The organism is Streptomyces albicerus (genome assembly GCF_008905045.1).
Taxonomy (GTDB): Bacteria; Actinomycetota; Actinomycetes; order Streptomycetales; family Streptomycetaceae; genus Streptomyces; species Streptomyces albicerus.
In genome coordinates, this window is sequence record NZ_VWMY01000057.1 from 44,557 (window position 1) to 59,907 (window position 15,351).

At 70.3% G+C, this 15,351-nt stretch carries 18 protein-coding genes and 3 tRNA genes; 7 read left to right on the forward strand and 14 right to left on the reverse strand.

Going from position 1 to position 15,351, the window contains the following annotated elements; all coding sequences use genetic code 11:
• Nucleotides 1-49 precede the first annotated feature (49 nt).
• Complete coding sequence (locus GAS53_RS39920; RefSeq protein ID WP_151482653.1) at nt 50-1,078, forward strand: adenosine deaminase; 1,029 nt, start codon at nt 50-52, stop codon at nt 1,076-1,078.
• Here the strand turns inward: GAS53_RS39920 and GAS53_RS39925 are convergent.
• The 10 genes from GAS53_RS39925 to GAS53_RS39970 form a co-directional block, all read right to left on the reverse strand.
• Nucleotides 1,023-1,733, reverse strand: coding sequence for a hypothetical protein (locus GAS53_RS39925; protein ID WP_151482654.1), 711 nt, complete (start codon nt 1,731-1,733; stop codon nt 1,023-1,025). The genes GAS53_RS39920 and GAS53_RS39925 overlap by 56 nt on opposite strands.
• A 144-nt stretch (nt 1,734-1,877) precedes the next feature.
• Nucleotides 1,878-2,933 (reverse strand): UDP-N-acetylmuramate dehydrogenase, encoded by a 1,056-nt coding sequence (locus GAS53_RS39930; RefSeq protein ID WP_151482655.1) that lies wholly within the window; start codon nt 2,931-2,933, stop codon nt 1,878-1,880.
• A 61-nt stretch (nt 2,934-2,994) separates the two neighbouring features.
• Complete coding sequence (locus GAS53_RS39935; protein ID WP_151482656.1) at nt 2,995-3,372, reverse strand: DUF3291 domain-containing protein; 378 nt, start codon at nt 3,370-3,372, stop codon at nt 2,995-2,997.
• 55 nt (nt 3,373-3,427) lie between these two features.
• Nucleotides 3,428-4,879 carry an MFS transporter gene (locus GAS53_RS39940; protein WP_151482657.1) on the reverse strand — a complete coding sequence of 484 codons (1,452 nt, stop codon included), beginning with the start codon at nt 4,877-4,879 and terminating at the stop codon, nt 3,428-3,430.
• Nucleotides 4,880-4,970: 91 nt separating this feature from the next.
• The gene (locus tag GAS53_RS39945) at nt 4,971-5,540 is read right to left on the reverse strand and encodes a TetR/AcrR family transcriptional regulator (protein WP_192583482.1); all 570 of its coding nucleotides are present in this window, start codon (nt 5,538-5,540) and stop codon (nt 4,971-4,973) included.
• 169 nt (nt 5,541-5,709) lie between these two features.
• Complete coding sequence (locus GAS53_RS39950) at nt 5,710-6,138, reverse strand: MaoC family dehydratase (RefSeq protein ID WP_151482659.1); 429 nt, start codon at nt 6,136-6,138, stop codon at nt 5,710-5,712.
• Between the two features lie 4 nt (nt 6,139-6,142).
• A complete protein-coding gene (locus GAS53_RS39955) occupies nt 6,143-6,595 on the reverse strand; it encodes a MaoC family dehydratase N-terminal domain-containing protein (protein WP_151482660.1) in 453 nt (150 codons plus the stop codon).
• An 87-nt stretch (nt 6,596-6,682) separates the two neighbouring features.
• Nucleotides 6,683-6,847 carry a 50S ribosomal protein L33 gene (rpmG, locus tag GAS53_RS39960; protein WP_003948671.1) on the reverse strand — a complete coding sequence of 55 codons (165 nt, stop codon included), beginning with the start codon at nt 6,845-6,847 and terminating at the stop codon, nt 6,683-6,685.
• A gap of 96 nt (nt 6,848-6,943) precedes the next feature.
• Nucleotides 6,944-7,016, reverse strand: a tRNA-Met gene (locus GAS53_RS39965).
• Between the two features lie 46 nt (nt 7,017-7,062).
• Nucleotides 7,063-7,135: transfer RNA gene (locus GAS53_RS39970), tRNA-Thr, on the reverse strand.
• Between the two features lie 238 nt (nt 7,136-7,373).
• Here GAS53_RS39970 and GAS53_RS39975 point away from each other — a divergent pair.
• Nucleotides 7,374-8,639: an amidohydrolase family protein gene (locus tag GAS53_RS39975; RefSeq protein ID WP_151482661.1), complete on the forward strand. Its 1,266-nt coding sequence runs from the start codon at nt 7,374-7,376 to the stop codon at nt 8,637-8,639.
• 262 nt (nt 8,640-8,901) lie between these two features.
• Here the strand turns inward: GAS53_RS39975 and GAS53_RS39980 are convergent, their stop codons facing one another.
• A complete protein-coding gene (locus GAS53_RS39980) occupies nt 8,902-9,996 on the reverse strand; it encodes a hypothetical protein (RefSeq protein ID WP_225859388.1) in 1,095 nt (364 codons plus the stop codon).
• Nucleotides 9,997-10,074: 78 nt separating this feature from the next.
• Between GAS53_RS39980 and GAS53_RS39985 the strand changes: the two genes are divergently transcribed.
• Both GAS53_RS39985 and GAS53_RS39990 read left to right on the forward strand, forming a co-directional pair.
• Nucleotides 10,075-10,731, forward strand: coding sequence for an NAD(P)H-binding protein (locus GAS53_RS39985; RefSeq protein WP_151482662.1), 657 nt, complete (start codon nt 10,075-10,077; stop codon nt 10,729-10,731).
• A gap of 132 nt (nt 10,732-10,863) precedes the next feature.
• On the forward strand, nt 10,864-11,262 hold the full coding sequence (locus GAS53_RS39990) for a nuclear transport factor 2 family protein (RefSeq protein WP_225859389.1): 399 nt from the start codon (nt 10,864-10,866) through the stop codon (nt 11,260-11,262).
• A 39-nt stretch (nt 11,263-11,301) separates the two neighbouring features.
• Here GAS53_RS39990 and GAS53_RS39995 read toward each other — a convergent pair whose 3' ends face one another.
• On the reverse strand, nt 11,302-11,514 hold the full coding sequence (locus GAS53_RS39995) for a hypothetical protein (RefSeq protein ID WP_151482663.1): 213 nt from the start codon (nt 11,512-11,514) through the stop codon (nt 11,302-11,304).
• Between the two features lie 341 nt (nt 11,515-11,855).
• On the opposite strand from GAS53_RS39995, the gene GAS53_RS40000 reads away from it, so the two are divergent.
• Complete coding sequence (locus tag GAS53_RS40000) at nt 11,856-12,626, forward strand: nucleoside 2-deoxyribosyltransferase domain-containing protein (RefSeq protein WP_151482664.1); 771 nt, start codon at nt 11,856-11,858, stop codon at nt 12,624-12,626.
• A gap of 76 nt (nt 12,627-12,702) precedes the next feature.
• Here GAS53_RS40000 and GAS53_RS40005 read toward each other — a convergent pair.
• Nucleotides 12,703-12,784 (reverse strand) — tRNA-Tyr (locus GAS53_RS40005).
• A 202-nt stretch (nt 12,785-12,986) separates the two neighbouring features.
• Here GAS53_RS40005 and GAS53_RS40010 point away from each other — a divergent pair.
• Nucleotides 12,987-13,475: a YajQ family cyclic di-GMP-binding protein gene (locus GAS53_RS40010; protein ID WP_151482665.1), complete on the forward strand. Its 489-nt coding sequence runs from the start codon at nt 12,987-12,989 to the stop codon at nt 13,473-13,475.
• Between the two features lie 105 nt (nt 13,476-13,580).
• Here the strand turns inward: GAS53_RS40010 and GAS53_RS40015 are convergent, their stop codons facing one another.
• On the reverse strand, nt 13,581-13,847 hold the full coding sequence (locus GAS53_RS40015) for a GlsB/YeaQ/YmgE family stress response membrane protein (RefSeq protein WP_151482666.1): 267 nt from the start codon (nt 13,845-13,847) through the stop codon (nt 13,581-13,583).
• 166 nt (nt 13,848-14,013) lie between these two features.
• Between GAS53_RS40015 and GAS53_RS40020 the strand changes: the two genes are divergently transcribed.
• A complete protein-coding gene (locus GAS53_RS40020) occupies nt 14,014-15,303 on the forward strand; it encodes an APC family permease (RefSeq protein WP_225859390.1) in 1,290 nt (429 codons plus the stop codon).
• The last annotated feature ends 48 nt before the right edge of the window (nt 15,304-15,351 follow it).

The window sequence follows — 15,351 nt, forward strand, 5'->3', positions numbered from 1 at the left end:
TCAGGGAAAGCGCTACCGGTACGGCGGCGGCGTACGGCAGGATCCTCGAATGGAGCACGTACGTGATGTCTCTGAGCTGCCCAAAGCCCATCTGCACCTGCACTTCACCGGGTCGATGCGGATCACCACCTTGCTGGAACTGGCCGACAAGCACGGGATCCACCTTCCCGACGCGCTGACCAGTGGGGAACCGCCGAAGCTGCGAGCCACCGACGAGCGGGGCTGGTTCCGCTTCCAGCGGCTGTACGACGCGGCGCGGTCGTGCCTCAGAGAGCCCGAGGACATTCAGCGGCTGGTGCGCGAGGCCGCCGAGGAGGACCTCAGGGACGGCTCCGGGTGGCTGGAGATCCAGGTCGATCCGACCTCGTACGCGCCTCGGCTGGGCGGGCTGATCCCGGCCCTGGAGGTCATCCTGGACGCGGTGGACTCGGCCGTGCGCGAGACCGGGCTCGGGATGCGGGTCCTGGTGGCCGCGAACCGGATGAAGCATCCGCTGGACGCCCGTACGCTGGCCCGCCTGGCCGTGCGGTACGCGGACCGCGGCATCGTCGGTTTCGGGCTCTCCAACGACGAGCGACGGGGCATGGCGCGGGACTTCGACCGGGCCTTCGCCATCGCGCGTGAGGGCGGGCTGCTGGCGGCGCCGCACGGCGGTGAGCTGACGGGCCCGGCGTCCGTGCGCGACTGCCTGGACGACCTGCACGCCTCGCGGATCGGGCACGGGGTGCGGGCCGCCGAGGACCCGCGTCTCCTGAAGCGGCTCGCGGACCGGGGCATCACCTGCGAGGTCTGCCCGGCCTCGAACGTCGCCCTAGGGGTGTACGAAAAGCCGGAGGACGTCCCCTTGCGCACGCTTTTCGAGGCGGGGGTGCCCATGGCCCTCGGCGCGGACGACCCTCTGCTGTTCGGCTCGCGGCTGGCCGCGCAGTACGACATCGCGCGCCGCCATCACGGCTTCACGGACGCCGAACTGGCCGAGCTGGCGCGGCAGTCGGTACGGGGTTCGGCGGCGCCGGAGGACGTCAAGGGGAAGCTGCTGTCCGGGATCGACGCCTGGCTGACCGCCCCGGTCGCCTGAAGTGGGCGTACGGCTCGTAGGGCTTGAAGCAGATCAGGACCTCCGGGCTGCGCCAGATGTCGCGCTCCGGCCGCAGTCCGGGGATGCCCGACACCAGGACGGACCTTCCCTTGACGACGCCCTTCTGGCGCGGTCCGAAGCCCGCCGCGTACGCGAAGGACACGGCCGTCTCGGCGAAGATGTCGCGGCTGCCGACCAGGAAGAACGTCCGCGCGTATGTGGTGTGCCGCAGGTCGTCCCGTAGGTCGGTGTCGTACCGCCGCTGCCGCCAGTTCTCGGCGTCCCGTGCGGTGCGGGCCTCGTCGGTGCGGACGGTCAGCGGGGTGCCGTGCACGAGCTTGCTGCGCAGTTGCGGCCATGTGCTCGGGCGCAGACCGTGCGACTGGTGGACCAGGACGAGGTCCACGAGGTCGCCGTCGGGGCCTTCGTCGGGCGGGATCCCGTCCCGGAGCGGCACATGGACGATCGTGTGCCGGGAGTAGGCGGCGAAGGAGAACAGGCCCGCCAGGCGGTTCAGCCCGTCGTGGTCGCCCATCAGCACGCCGTACGGGTCGGGGTCGCGGAGCGAGGTGTGGCGCAGCGGGGTCCAGGGCTGGACGACGCGGTGCTCCAGGGGGCCGGTACGGGGTCTGAACTGGCGGAGTCTCAGCCGCATATGGGGTGCCTCATGAGCCCAGCGTGACGGTCACCCGGGCTGATCGGCAACGGGATTCCGAACGGCCGGACTGCGCTGCCTCTGCGTGCGTGCCTGCGTGCCTGCGTGCCTGCCCTGCCCTGCCCTGCCCTGCCCTGCCCTGCCCTAAAGGCTGACGCCCACCGTCACCGGTTCGTTGACGAGCGTGATCCCGAAGGCGGCGTGGACGCCGGCGACGACCTCGCGGGCGAGCGTGAGGAGGTCCTCCGTGGTGGCCGTGCCGCGGTTGGTGAGGGCCAGCGTGTGCTTGGTGGAGATGCGCGCGGGGCCGGTGCCGTATCCCTTGGTGAAGCCGGACTTGTCGATCAGCCAGGCCGCGGAGGTCTTGGTGTGCCCGTCGCCCGCCGGGTACGCGGGCGGGGTCACGCCGTCGCCCAACCGCTCCCCCACGCGCGCGTGGAACGCGGCGAACTCCTCGTCGGTGAGGATCGGGTTGGTGAAGAACGACCCGGCCGACCAGGTGTCGTGGTCCTCCGGGTCGAGCACCATGCCCTTGCCGGAGCGCAGCTTCAGGACGGTCTCACGGGCGGCGTCGAGAGGCACGCGGTCACCGGCTCCGACGCCCAGTGCGCGGGCCGTCTCGGCGTACTTGACCGGCGCGGACAGCCCGTCGGCGTCCTCCAGCTCGAAGAGGACGCGCAGCACGACGAAGCGCTCGGGGTCGGCTTTGAAGCGGCTGTGGCGGTACGAGAAGGCGCACTCGGCGTTCGGAATGATGACCGTCTCGCGGGTCTTCCGGTCGTACGCGATCACCTCGGTGATCGTCGATGACACTTCCTGGCCGTACGCGCCCACGTTCTGGATCGGCGTCGCACCCGCGGAGCCGGGGATTCCGGCGAGGCACTCGACGCCCGCGAGGCCTGCCTCGACGGTCCGGGCGACCGCGTCGGTCCACACCTCGCCCGCGGCCAGCTCCAGCTTCGTACCGTCAAGGGCGAAGCCGCGCGTGGCGATGCGCAGGGCGGTGCCCGCGAAGCCCTTGTCGCCGATGACCAGGTTGGATCCGCCGCCGATCAGCAGCAGCGGCGTACCGGAGTCGTCGGCCTCTTGGACTGCGGCGATCACCTCGGCGTCGGTCGTCGCGGTGATCAGCCGCGTGGCGGGGCCGCCGAGCCTGAAGGTGGTCAGCGGGGCGAGCGGGGCGTCGTGGAGTTCCTGCACGGGCACAAGGGTACGAGAACGGCCCCGCCGGTCGGGCGGGGTCGTGCTCGGTGGGGCTCGGTCACAGGCGGCGCAGCGCCTCCGCCCAGTCCAGCGGGAGGTCGTCCGCCGTGACCGTCCACGAGGCGAATTTCGCGTCCCGCATCTGAGGGCCGAGGCCCCGTGCCGTCGGCGCGTGCGTGCCGGAACGGGCGAAGGCCTTGAGCGCCGCGGGCGACTCCCAGGCGGACAGGGTCCAGAAGGTCCGCCGCAGCAGCTGTGCCTTCATCGTGGCCCCGTACGCTCCGGGCGCCTGGCTCACCTGCCGCCAGACAGCCGGCGTCCTGGCGAAGAACTTCAGCGCTCCCCAGAGGGTGCGGGTCTCGAATCGGGAGGCGAAGACGTGTACCTCGGCGCCCCGCGGTGGCGTGTTCGGCACGGTCCAGGGAGTGGTGGGCATGACCGGACCCCTTTCGGGTTTGGTTTCCGAACTCACTTGGGTTTGCTTTCCGGACTCAGTGCGACGTCGTCTCCAGCACGGGCGCGGGTGCGGGTGCGGACTTCACGATCTTCTCCTCCACTTCGGCCGCCCGTCGGCGAGTCGGGATGAACAGCGCCGCGACACCCGCCGCGGCCACCGCGGCGGAGCCCACCCACAGCGCCGGCCGGATGCCGTCCACGAAGGTCAGGGCGGTCTCGTAGCCGCCCTGGGCGGAGAAGATCGAGGCCATCACGGCGATACCGAGCGCGCCGCCCACCTCGCGCAGCGCGTTGTTGGTGCCGGACGCGATCCCCTGCTCCTGCGGCCGGACGCTGGACATCGCCAGGCTGGAGGCGGGGGCGAAGAAAAGGGACATGCCGACTCCGCTGATGACCAGGGCGGGGAGCTGTGCGGTGTACGAAGTGTCGGACGCGATCACGGTGGCGTACCAGCCGAGCCCGACGGCCTGCAGGAACAGGCCCACGGCGACGACCGGGCGGCCGCCGATCCGGTCGGACAGATAGCCGGCGACGGGCGCGACGATCATCGGCATACCGGTCCAGGGCAGCATCCGCAGCCCCGCCTCCGTGGGCGAGTAGCCGAGGACGCCCTGCATGTACTGGCTGAGCAGGAAGATCGAGCCGAACATCCCGAGGAACATCAGCAGGCTGGCCGCGTTGATGCCGGCGAAGGCCCGGCTGCGGAAGAGCCGCATCGGCAGCATCGGGTTCTTGGCGTGGATGCCGTGGAACACGAAGCCGGTGAGCAGAGCCGTGCCCGCGAACAGGCCGAGGAGGACCACCCCGTCGGTCCAGCCGACGACGGGGGCGCGGACCAGCCCGTACACGATCCCGAAGAGGCCGCCACTGGCCAGCAGAGTGCCGCGGATGTCGAGCGGGGCACCGGCGCCGAACGACTCCGAGAGGCGCAGCCGGGCGAGCGGCAGCAGGGTCAGACCCAGCGGAACGTTCAGCCAGAAGATCCACTGCCAGGATATGTGTTCGGTGAGGCTGCCGCCGATGAGCGGCCCGGACGCCACCGCGAGACCGTTGACGGCGCCCCAGATCCCGTACGCCATCCCGCGCTTGGCGGCCGGCACGGCGGCCGTGAGCAAAGTCAGCGTCAGCGGCATCATGATGGCCGCGCCGACGCCCTGGACCGCGCGGGCGGCGATCAGCGAGTCGATGCCGGGCGCCATGGCCGCGGCCGCGGACGCGCCGGTGAAGACGGTGACGCCGACAAGGAAGAGCCGACGGCGGCCGAACCGGTCACCCAGGGCCGCGCCGAACATCAGCAGCACGGCGAAGGTGAGCGTGTACGCGCTCACGGTCCATTCCAGGTCGTCGAGCTCTCCCCCGAGGTCCTTGCGGATCGAGGGCAGGGCGGTGGTGACGACGAGGTTGTCGAGCGCCGCCATGAACCCGGCGACGCTGGTGATGACGAGGGCCCAGACGGCTCCCCCGCGACGTACGGTCTGCTGTGACATCGCTCCCCCAGCTGATGTTCGCTAGTTAGGTTAGTTATTGCTGACTAACTTTCACGGTCATGAAAAGGCAGCGATCTCCGCCACCTCTGGTTCAGTGTTCGAGCCGGCCCTTGTACCTGGCCGAGGGATAGAGCCCCTCCCACACGCGGTGCTCGGGCGGAAAGCCCATGGCCACCAGGCAGTTGACGAGCATTCCGTAGGCCATGAAAGTCGTGGTGTCGTTCACGTCGGCACCGAGCGGCAGGTGAACGGTCTCCCACAGGCGCATCCAGCCGGTCCGCACCGCCTCGCCCAGCTCGGGCTCTCCGGCCTGTTCGGCGGCCGCCACCGCGGTGTACATCTGCATCTGCATCAGCAGCAGCTCAGGTTCCTCGGCGATGACCTTGGTGTACGCGTCCGCCATGGAGTGCAGGGCCTCTTCGCCCTCCAGCCCCTCGGCCGCATCCGCGAAGGTGCGCGTGGTCTGCTCCATGCATCGCTCGGCCGCCGCGAGGAAGATCGCCTTCTTGCCCGGGAAGAGCCGGAAGAGGTAAGGCTGCGAGACACCCACGCGCTTGGCGATCGCCTCGGTGGAGGTGCCGTAGTAGCCACCCCTGGAGAACTCGCTCATCGCCGCGCGGATGACGCTCTCGCGCCTCTCTTCTGCGCTCATCCTGACCATGCGAGTAAGTTAGTACTCAATCACTAACTACGTCAAGGAGTGCACACGGACGGGCGCCGGACACCGGGGTGAGTAGGCGTAAGGGGCGCCCGCAATGGCGGACGCCCCTTACTTGCCTTCCGACTGCCGTCAGTTCCGAATGCCGTCAGTCACGCGCCCGCTGCCGCCGTCAGGCCAGTCGTACGACAGCTCGCGACATGCCCAGAACCTTCTGGCCCGCGCTCATCGCGGTGAGGTCGACGCGGACGGTGTTGTCGTCGAGCTTGGCCCCGACCTTGCCGCTGACCTCGATCGTGGCGCCCGTGTCGTCGTTCGGGACGACGACGGGCTTGGTGAAACGGACGCCGTACTCGACGACCGCGCCCGGGTCGCCGGCCCAGTCGGTGACGACCCGGATCGCCTCGGCCATGGTGAACATGCCGTGCGCGATGACGTCCGGGAGGCCGACCTCCGTGGCGAACTTCTCGTTCCAGTGAATCGGATTGAAGTCCCCCGAGGCGCCCGCGTACTGGACGAGCGTGGCGCGGGTCACGCCGAAGGCCTGGGCCGGCAGCTCGGTGCCGACCTCGACGTCGTCGTACGAGATCTTCGCCGTCATCTGTTCACGCCCCCTCGGCCGCACGGGCCACCAGCTTGGTCCAGGCGGTCACCACGTGCTCGCCCGCCTCGTCGTGGACGTCGCCGCGGATGTCAACGATGTCGTTGCCCGCCATCGACTTGATCGCCTCGATGGTGGAGGTGACCGTGAGCCGGTCCCCCGCGCGCACCGGGCGCTTGTAGGCGAACTTCTGGTCGCCGTGCACCACGCGGCTGTAGTCGAGACCCAGTTGGGGGTCCTGGACGACCTGTCCCGCGGCCTTGAAGGTGATCGCAAACACAAAGGTCGGCGGGGCGATCACATCGGCGTGACCGAGCGCCTTGGCGGCCTCGGGGTCCGTATACGCGGGGTTGGCGTCCCCGACCGCTTCCGCGAACTCGCGGATCTTCTCCCGGCCGACCTCATACGGATCGGTGGGCGGATAGGACCGCCCCACGAAGGACTGGTCGAGCGCCATGGGCCCGGCACCTCCTGGTTCGCAGCTGGTGTAACGACACGAGGCCGCCCCCCAGCTTCAGGGGACGGCCTCGGGTACGAGCCTGATTTATCGCGTTTCGCGGTGCGCGGTGTGCGCGTTGCAACGCGGGCAGTGCTTCTTCATCTCCAGTCGGTCCGGGTTGTTACGCCGGTTCTTCTTGGTGATGTAGTTCCGCTCCTTGCACTCCACGCAGGCCAGCGTGATCTTCGGGCGGACGTCGGTGGCAGCCACAGGAGTGCTCCTTGACGAACGGATGGGACAATTAAACGATTAACGCATAGAAGAGTAGCCGATCGAAGGACCGACCCCACAATCGGCTACTGTCAGTAGCGGTGACCGGACTTGAACCGGTGACACAGCGATTATGAGCCGCTTGCTCTACCGACTGAGCTACACCGCTGAGATGCGATCGGGCCCCGCCTCACGACGGGAACCTCACACACCAGAGCCCCAATACGGAATCGAACCGTAGACCTTCTCCTTACCATGGAGACGCTCTGCCGACTGAGCTATTGGGGCGAGCGATGAAGACATTACACGCTCGGCCGCCGATCGCCCAAATCCGTTTCGCGGCACCTGCCCCGCCCTGTTCCCGGCCGCTCGCGGGCGGTTTCAGGCGCCCCTCCCGCACGACGGACCACACCGGTACGACTATTCCGCTCCTCCTCGATGCGCGCGGATCGCCACCCTAGGCTCGACTCACGCTGCGTGATCTTCTGTCCCTCCTTCGCAGCCGCCGCCGAGCCCCAGGAGCGCGATGCCCGACAGCCAGCCGCAGCCGCCCCACTCCTCCTCATCCTCGTCGAGCTCCTCGGGCTCGTCCGGTCGGAGCGACGGCTCCGACCTGCTGCTCTGCGGTGCACGGCTCACCGACGGCCGGACCGTGGACGTACGGCTGGGCGGCGGGCGCATCGAGGCGGTCGGCACGGCCGGCAGCCTGACCGCGCACACCGCGCGCGTGGACCTCACCGGCTATCTGCTCCTGCCGGCCCCCGCGGAGCCGCACGCCCACGGCGACACGGCCATGTCGGCCGACAACGACGGGCCGGTCTCGTACGAGGGCCAGGAGGTCCAGCGCCGTACGACCGAGGCCGCGCTGCTCCAGCTCGGGCACGGGGCCACCGCCCTGCGCTCGCACGTGCGCGTGGGCGATGTGCAGGGGCTCGGCTCGATGGAAGCGGTGCTCCAGGCACGGCGCGCGCTGCGGGGGCTGACCGAGTTGACGGCGGTGGCGATGCCGCGGGTGCTGACCGGGCTCGCTGGGGCCGACGGGCTGGCGATGCTGCGGGACGCGGTGAAAATGGGCGCCTCCGTAGTGGGCGGTTGTCCAGATCTGGACCCCGATCCGACGGGGTACGTGGAAGCGGTCCTGGAGGTCGCCTCGGAGCACGGCTGTCCCGTCGATCTGCACACGGACGGTGACGATCCGGCGCGGCTCGCGCGGCTCGCGGCGATGGTGGGCGGGCTGCGGCCCGGGGTGACGCTCGGCCCGTGCGGCGGGCTCGGGCAGCTGCCCTCCGAGGTGGCCTCGCGGGCGGCGGACCAACTCGCCGCGGCCGGGGTGACCGTCTCCTGCCTGCCCCAGGGCGGCTGCTCGGGCGCCGACCGGCGCGGGACTGCTCCGGTACGGCTGCTGCGGGCGGCCGGCGTACGGGTCGCGGCTGGGAGCGGCGCCCTCAGGGACGTGTCGAACCCCGTGGGACGCGGAGATCCGCTGGAGGCGGCGTATCTGCTGGCCTCGCGGTACGGGCTGCGGGCCTCGGACGCGTACGACGCGGTGAGTTCGTCGGCGCGGGCGGCGCTGGGGCTGCCCGAGGTGCGGGTGGAGGCAGGTTTCCCGGCGGAGTTGCTCGCGGTGCGCGGGAACCGGCTCGACGCGGCGTTGTCGCTGGCGTACAGCCGGATCGTGGTGCATCGGGGGCGGGTGGTGGCGCGGACGAGTGCGGTACGGGAGTACTGCAACTCGGCTGTGGCCGTGGCGTTGGATCTGCCTCGGCAGGGGCGGACGGGAGAGCCGTCGTGAGGCTTGGGGTGTTCTGACGCGGGGCGGCGCCGAAGGGGCTGCGTTTGCCGCAGGGGCTGCGTTTGGCGGGGCACGCGCGCGTGGCTGTCTTTGGCGGGGGCACGATGGGCCGCCGGCCTGTCTTTGGCGGGGCACGACGGGTCGGCCTGTCTTTAGTCCTTTGGCGCGGGCACGCGCGCGTGGAGGTCTGTTCGGGCTCCACGCGCGCGTGCCGGTGCTTCACCAGTCCTCACCCGTCGGACATCGGGCTCCGGACGGGCAGTCAGAAGCCGCCCAGCATGCCGCCGGTGAACGGGTTGCCCGGGCCCCCGAACCCGTCCGCGGGCATCTCCGTGGCGCCGGACGGGGCGCTGACGTCGTCCGCCTCACCGAACTTGATCACCAGGGGGAGCCTGGCGCCCTTCGGGTCGTCCGCGAGGGCGGCGAGGTCCACGGAGACACGGGTCAAGTCGCCGTTCTTCAGGGAGAAGTTGACGGCGATCTTCTTGTCCGGGGCGTCCTTGAGATCCTCGTCGGTGGGCAGTTCGGCGCCCGCCGGCAGGTCGTCGGCCAAGGGACGGAGCTTGTCGAGGATGCCGGTGAGCAGCTCGCGGAAAGAGGCCTTGGCGACGATCCGTTCGACGCCGTCGCTGCCTCCCTTGCTGCTGAAGGTGACCTCGCGGGCGACGACTCCGCGTACGGCCTTGAGGATCTTCTGCTGGGTCTTGGTGTCGATCTCGTCGGGCTCGCCGGATCCGTCGGCCTTGCCGCCCTTGCCGGAGCCCGGGGTGCCCTTCGCGACCCGCTCGAGTTCGCTGTTGTCGACCTTGACCCACTTGCCTTCGAGGACCTGCTTGAACTCCTGCTCACTCTCAGGGAGTTCGTCGGCCGTCGGGAGCGGGAAGCCCATCGCCTCGCCGAGCGCCTTCATGTCGGCGCGGTAGTACGTGTAGTCGCCGACGAGGCGGTATTCGGCCAGGACGCCGTCGGGTCCCGAGAGCCTCACCCCCGTGCCGACGAGATCCTTCTCACCCGAATCGGCGAGTGGTTTCCGCGATTCGACAGAGACCTTGACCCGCACTCCGGTGAAGAGCTCAGCGAGCTCCGGCGGCAACTCCTCGCCGGGCTCCGCCTCTCCGGCCAGCTTCGTGAGCGCGGAGGGCTTGGCGTCGAGCCCCAACTCGAAGGCGAGCGACTTCTTCTCGCCGAGCCCGTCGACGGCGTGGTCGACCTTCTGACCGGCGGTGAGGTTCTCGACCGTGCCGCAGGCGGCCGCGCCGGTGAGCAGGACAGCGGTGCAGCCGACCGCGGCGAAGGTCTTGCGTATGGCGGTGATGGCGGTCTCCTTATGACGCCGCGCGGCGTCATCCTCGTACACAGTGATCGTTCATGAGACCCACGAGTTATCCACAGGGTTGTGCGGCGAGTGGGTCCATCCGGGCGTACGGTCGGAAACATGCGCATTGTCATCGCTGGAGGTCATGGTCAGATCGCGCTGCGGCTGGAGCGGCTGCTCTCCGCGCGCGGTGACGAGGTAGCGGGGATCATCCGCCGCCCCGAACAGGGCGACGATCTGCGGGCGGCCGGCGCCGAGCCGGTGCTGTGCGATCTGGAGTCGGCTTCGGTGGAGGAGGTCGCCGCGCATCTGCAGGGCGCGGACGCCGCCGTCTTCGCCGCGGGCGCGGGCCCGGGCAGCGGCGTGGCCCGCAAGAGCACCGTGGACCGGGGCGCCGCCGTGCTCTTCGCGGACGCGGCGGCCCGGGCCGGGGTGCGGCGGCACGTGGTGGTGTCGTCCATGGGCGCGGATCCGGAGCACCCCGGGGACGAGGTCTTCGACGCGTATCTGCGCGCCAAGGGCGAGGCCGACGCCTACATACGCGCTCACCGGGGCCTGGACTGGACGATCCTGCGCCCCGGGATGCTCACGGACGACGCCGGCACCGGTCTCGTACGCCTGGAGGCCGCCACCGGGCGCGGGCCCATCCCGCGCGACGACGTCGCCGCGGTCATCGCGGAGCTGGTGGACACTCCGGCGACGACCGGGCTGACGCTGGAGCTGATCAGCGGGTCGACGCCGGTTTCCGTGGCGGTGAAGTCGGTGGCGGGGAACTGACCGGATGGGTGGCGGGATCTGGCGGATCCGGCGCGATCCGGCGCGATCCGGCTGACGCGATCGGGCTGAAGGGGCGCACGCGGGCGTGGGCCGGTGGTTGGCTGAGGCTGTCCGACGAACGGAGGAGTTGCCGTGTCCCCGTCCCCGTCCCCGTCCCCGTCTGCTGAGATTCCCGCCGCGCAGGAGGCCCTGTTGCGGCAGATGTACGAGGTCTTCAGCACTGCGGAACGCGACGCGTTCATTCCGCACTGCCTGGCGTCCGACGTGGACTGGCCCAATGTCGCCGACGGGGTCCGGCTGCACGGCCGCGAGGCGGTACGTGCCTACTGGGCCGCGCAGTTCGCGGCCGCGCACCCCCTCGTACGGCTGGAGGGGCTGCGACTCGACAAGGACGGTCTGCGCGTGGTCGCCACGGTGCGACCCGGGCTGCGGGACGAGGCGGGCGATCACTGGGCGGAGGAGCCGGTCGAACACGTGTACCGCTTCGCGGCGGACGGCCTGGTGAGCCGTATGGACGTACGCCGACCCTGAACCGCCAGGTTGGCAGAGCCGGCAGAGCCGTTGGAAGAGTCAGAAGAGCGGGATCTGCCCGGGGAACTCCGCGACGACGTACCCGTCCAGCGCCGGCTGCGCCGCACCGAGCTCCGCCCGCCTGCGCGACCCGGCGCACGACACGAGCTCCCCGCCCTCCCGCGCCCCCGGCGGGTCGTGCCGCGCGAACCGCCCGGCGACGACAGCGATCTCGCGACGGCACTCGGGGCAGCTCCTGCGGCGTGAGGACATGGGTTCAGCGTACGAAGAAATTGGTGGAGGGCGGGAGGAGGCGGGGGCGGGCCAGCACGGTCGGTTGGGGCGTGGCTCGGGCTGTGGCGTGTGTGGTGGGACGGGTCGAGGATCGTGGGTGCTGGTGCTGGTGCCGGTACCAGTGCTGGTACTGGCCTGATATCGGTGGGGGTGACCCTGGGTCGGCGTCCGTGGCGGGTCGGGTGCCTCCAGAGCGACACCCGTACGACCCGCAAGCCTCGTGACCGGCCACACTCCCCGCCCTGTCCACGTCCTGTCCCCTGTCTCCTGTCCACCGCTACGCTCGGCTCCTCCTTCGTACGGCTCATACGCTGGCGGCCATGACCCCACTGGAGCGCCTGGCCGACGAGCTCGCCGCCGACTACGTACGGGGCCGGTGGCAGCCGGATGCGGCCGAGGAGCGCTGCGCTCGGCTCCTCACCGTCTCGGGCTCCGACGACGGTGCCCCGAGCGCCGAGTCCATCGCGCGGGCGATGCGACTGCACCCCGCGGCGGCCTCCTGCCGTCTGGCCCCGCTGCTCTCCGCCTACGCATCGGGCGATCCCGAGGCGCAGGACCAGGTCCGCGAGCTACTGGCCGCGATCGCCGCCGATGGTGGTCCGCCCCCGCCGCCCCGCGCGGAGCGTTACGTCGAACCCCCCACCGCCTACACCGGCGAGGCGGCGTCGGTCTTCCTGGCCGGCGGCATCACCAACTGCCCGGACTGGCAACGCCGAGCCGTGCTGCGCCTGGACGCGCTCGGCTCCCTGGCGGTCGTCTTCAACCCGCGCCGCGAGGCATACGCCTTCGACCGCCCCGAGGCCGCGCGGGAACAGATCGCCTGGGAGTACGCACACCTGCAACGGGCCGACGTGATCCTCTTCTGGTTCTGCGCGGAGGCCGTGCAGCCGATCGCCCTGTACGAACTCGGCGCCCACGCGGCCCGCGGCTCCCGCATCGCGGTCGGCACGCACCCCGCGTACGAACGCCGCCTCGACGTGACCGAACAACTCCGCCACGCCCGCCCGGACGTACCCGTCCACGACTCCCTCGATGCCACGGTCCACACAGCGACCACACTCCTCGCGACCGCACCCCGTGCCCACCCTTGAGCCCCTCCCCCACCCGAACACGAAGAAACCCTCTCCGAACTGCGTTCTCGCAGTTCGGAGAGGGTTTCTCTCAGCGTGGCGGCGCCAGGATTCGAACCTGGGAAGGCTGAGCCGGCAGATTTACAGTCTGCTCCCTTTGGCCGCTCGGGCACACCGCCGGGGTGGCTGCCATTCGAACCGCTTTTCGGCGGCGCTCCGTGGCAACGACGTAAACGATACCCGATGCTCGGGGGTGCTTCGCCACCCGATTGATCGGCGCTCGGAGGGGACGGGGTGGCTAGGCTTATGCGGATGCGGCCCGGGACCGATGCGGTGTTCGGCGGCCGCCACTACGCACCCCGATACAAGGAGCCACAGGACATGGCCGACTCCAGTTTCGACATCGTCTCGAAGGTCGAGCGGCAGGAGGTCGACAACGCCCTCAACCAGGCCGCCAAGGAGATCTCGCAGCGCTACGACTTCAAGAACGTGGGCGCCTCGATCTCCTGGTCCGGCGAGAAGATCCTGATGGAGGCGAACTCCGAGGAGCGGGTCAAGGCCATCCTCGACGTCTTCCAGTCCAAGCTGATCAAGCGGGGCATCTCGCTGAAGGCGCTCGACGCGGGTGAGCCCCAGCTCTCCGGCAAGGAGTACAAGATCTTCGCCTCGATCGAGGAGGGCATCTCCCAGGAGAACGCGAAGAAGGTGGCGAAGATCATTCGTGATGAGGGCCCGAAGGGCGTGAAGGCGCAGGTGCAGGGCGACGAGCTGCGGGTCAGCTCGAAGAGCCGTGACGACCTGCAGACAGTGATCGCCCTGCTGAAGGGCCAGGACTTCGACTTCGCGCTGCAGTTCGTCAACTACCGGTGACATCGCGCTCGTTGCGCGTACGCAGAGCACGAGGACACGAGGAAGGGTGGGCACCGGCGGTGCCCACCCTTCTCGCCTGCTGGCTGCGGGTTCAGGGGTGCGCGCTCAGTTGCGCGAGTTGCCGAACAGGATGCGGTACGCGATCAGCAGGGCGAGCGAGCCGCCGATCGCGGCGGCCCAGGTGGCGCCGTCGTAGAAGTCCTTGGTGATCGGGTGGTCCAGCCAGCGGGCGGATATCCAGCCGCCGGTGAACGCGCCCGCGACGCCTATCAGCGTCGTGCCGATGAAGCCGCCCGGGTCGCGCCCCGGCAGCAGGAACTTGGCGATGGCCCCGGCCAACAGCCCCAGGATGATCCAGCTGATGATGCCCATGCCGTGAACCTGCCTCTCCGTGCTGTGCCTGGACTGTGATCTTGCTCCTGCCAGGCTGTGTTCATGCCGTTCTCGTGCTGCCTGTCGAGCCTTTGTTCGTTCCTTGTTGCTGGGGAGGACGTCGGCGCGACGGTGGCCGGTTGCACTGATCAGTAGGGTGCGGCTCATGACACAGTCCGATTCGAGCCGACCGGGTTCGGCGCAGACCGGTTCACCGCAGCCCGCAGTGGAGCTGCGGCGGACGCTCGGCGTCGGGGACGCCGTGGTCATCGGCCTCGGCTCGATGCTCGGAGCGGGGATCTTCGCCGCGCTGGGGCCCGCGGCACGGGCCGCGGGGTCCGGGCTGCTCCTCGGCCTCGGCATCGCCGCCGTCGTCGCCTACTGCAATGCGACAGCGTCGGCACGCCTTGCCGCCCGCTACCCCGCGTCGGGCGGGACATACGTGTACGGGCGGGAGCGGCTCGGGGAGTTCTGGGGGTATCTGGCGGGCTGGGCGTTCGTCGTCGGCAAGACCTCCTCGTGTGCGGCGATGGCGCTCACCGTGGGCGCGTACGCCTGGCCGGGGCAGGCCCATGCCGTGGCCGTCGGGGCCGTGGTGGCGCTGACCGCGGTGAACTACGGCGGTGTGCAGAAGTCCGCGTGGCTGACGCGGGCGATCGTGGCGGTGGTCCTGGCGGTCCTCGCTTCCGTGGTCGTCGTGTGCCTCACCTCCGGGGCCTCCGACGCCGGGCGGCTCGACGTGGGGGTCTCCGGGGGCGCGGACGGGGTGCTTCAGGCGGCCGGCCTGCTGTTCTTCGCCTTCGCCGGGTACGCGCGGATCGCGACCCTCGGTGAGGAGGTGCGGGATCCGGCGCGTACCATTCCGCGAGCGATCCCGCTCGCACTGGGCATCACGCTGGTGGTGTACGCGGCTGTGGCCGTTGCTGTCCTCTCCGTCCTGGGGTCGGGCGGGCTCGGGCAGGCGACGGCGCCACTGGCCGACGCGGTGCGGGCCGCGGGTGTGCCGGGGCTCGTCCCGGTCGTACGGGTGGGCGCCGCCGTGGCGGCCCTCGGCTCCCTTCTCGCGCTGATCCTGGGGGTGTCGCGGACAACGCTGGCCATGGCCCGTGACCGGCATCTCCCGGGCGCGCTGGCTGCCGTGCATCCGCGCTTCCAGGTGCCTCATCGGGCGGAGCTGGCCGTCGGTGCGGTGGTCGCCGTGCTGGCCGCGACGGTGGATGTGCGGGGTGCTATCGGCTTTTCCTCCTTCGGCGTGCTGGTGTATTACGCGATCGCCAACGCCTCGGCCTGGACGCTGAGTTCCACGGTCGTGTCGCGGGTCGCGCCGGTGGTGGGGCTGGCGGGGTGCCTGACCTTGGCTTTCGCGTTGCCGTGGGTGTCGGTGGCTGTGGGTGTGGGTGTGCTGGCGGTGGGGGCGGTCGCGTACGGGGTGCGGAGGCGGCTGGTCTCGCGCTGAATGCGGGGTGCTCCGCGCGAAAGGCAGGTCTACGACGTGCCGGTCGTG

What these genes read in the sequence shown, in the direction of transcription:
- GAS53_RS39940 (WP_151482657.1), bottom strand. Translation starts at nt 4,879, where the DNA reads ATGTCACAGCAGACCGTACGTCGCGGGGGAGCCGTCTGGGCCCTCGTC.
- GAS53_RS39950 (WP_151482659.1), bottom strand. Translation starts at nt 6,138, where the DNA reads ATGACGGCGAAGATCTCGTACGACGACGTCGAGGTCGGCACCGAGCTG.
- GAS53_RS39985 (WP_151482662.1), top strand. Translation starts at nt 10,075, where the DNA reads ATGCGCATTGTCATCGCTGGAGGTCATGGTCAGATCGCGCTGCGGCTG.
- GAS53_RS39975 (WP_151482661.1), top strand. Translation starts at nt 7,374, where the DNA reads ATGCCCGACAGCCAGCCGCAGCCGCCCCACTCCTCCTCATCCTCGTCG.
- GAS53_RS39955 (WP_151482660.1), bottom strand. Translation starts at nt 6,595, where the DNA reads ATGGCGCTCGACCAGTCCTTCGTGGGGCGGTCCTATCCGCCCACCGAT.
- GAS53_RS39995 (WP_151482663.1), bottom strand. Translation starts at nt 11,514, where the DNA reads ATGTCCTCACGCCGCAGGAGCTGCCCCGAGTGCCGTCGCGAGATCGCT.
- GAS53_RS39925 (WP_151482654.1), bottom strand. Translation starts at nt 1,733, where the DNA reads ATGCGGCTGAGACTCCGCCAGTTCAGACCCCGTACCGGCCCCCTGGAG.
- GAS53_RS40015 (WP_151482666.1), bottom strand. Translation starts at nt 13,847, where the DNA reads ATGGGCATCATCAGCTGGATCATCCTGGGGCTGTTGGCCGGGGCCATC.
- GAS53_RS39945 (WP_192583482.1), bottom strand. Translation starts at nt 5,540, where the DNA reads ATGGTCAGGATGAGCGCAGAAGAGAGGCGCGAGAGCGTCATCCGCGCG.
- GAS53_RS40000 (WP_151482664.1), top strand. Translation starts at nt 11,856, where the DNA reads ATGACCCCACTGGAGCGCCTGGCCGACGAGCTCGCCGCCGACTACGTA.
- GAS53_RS40020 (WP_225859390.1), top strand. Translation starts at nt 14,014, where the DNA reads ATGACACAGTCCGATTCGAGCCGACCGGGTTCGGCGCAGACCGGTTCA.
- GAS53_RS39920 (WP_151482653.1), top strand. Translation starts at nt 50, where the DNA reads ATGGAGCACGTACGTGATGTCTCTGAGCTGCCCAAAGCCCATCTGCAC.
- GAS53_RS40010 (WP_151482665.1), top strand. Translation starts at nt 12,987, where the DNA reads ATGGCCGACTCCAGTTTCGACATCGTCTCGAAGGTCGAGCGGCAGGAG.
- GAS53_RS39935 (WP_151482656.1), bottom strand. Translation starts at nt 3,372, where the DNA reads ATGCCCACCACTCCCTGGACCGTGCCGAACACGCCACCGCGGGGCGCC.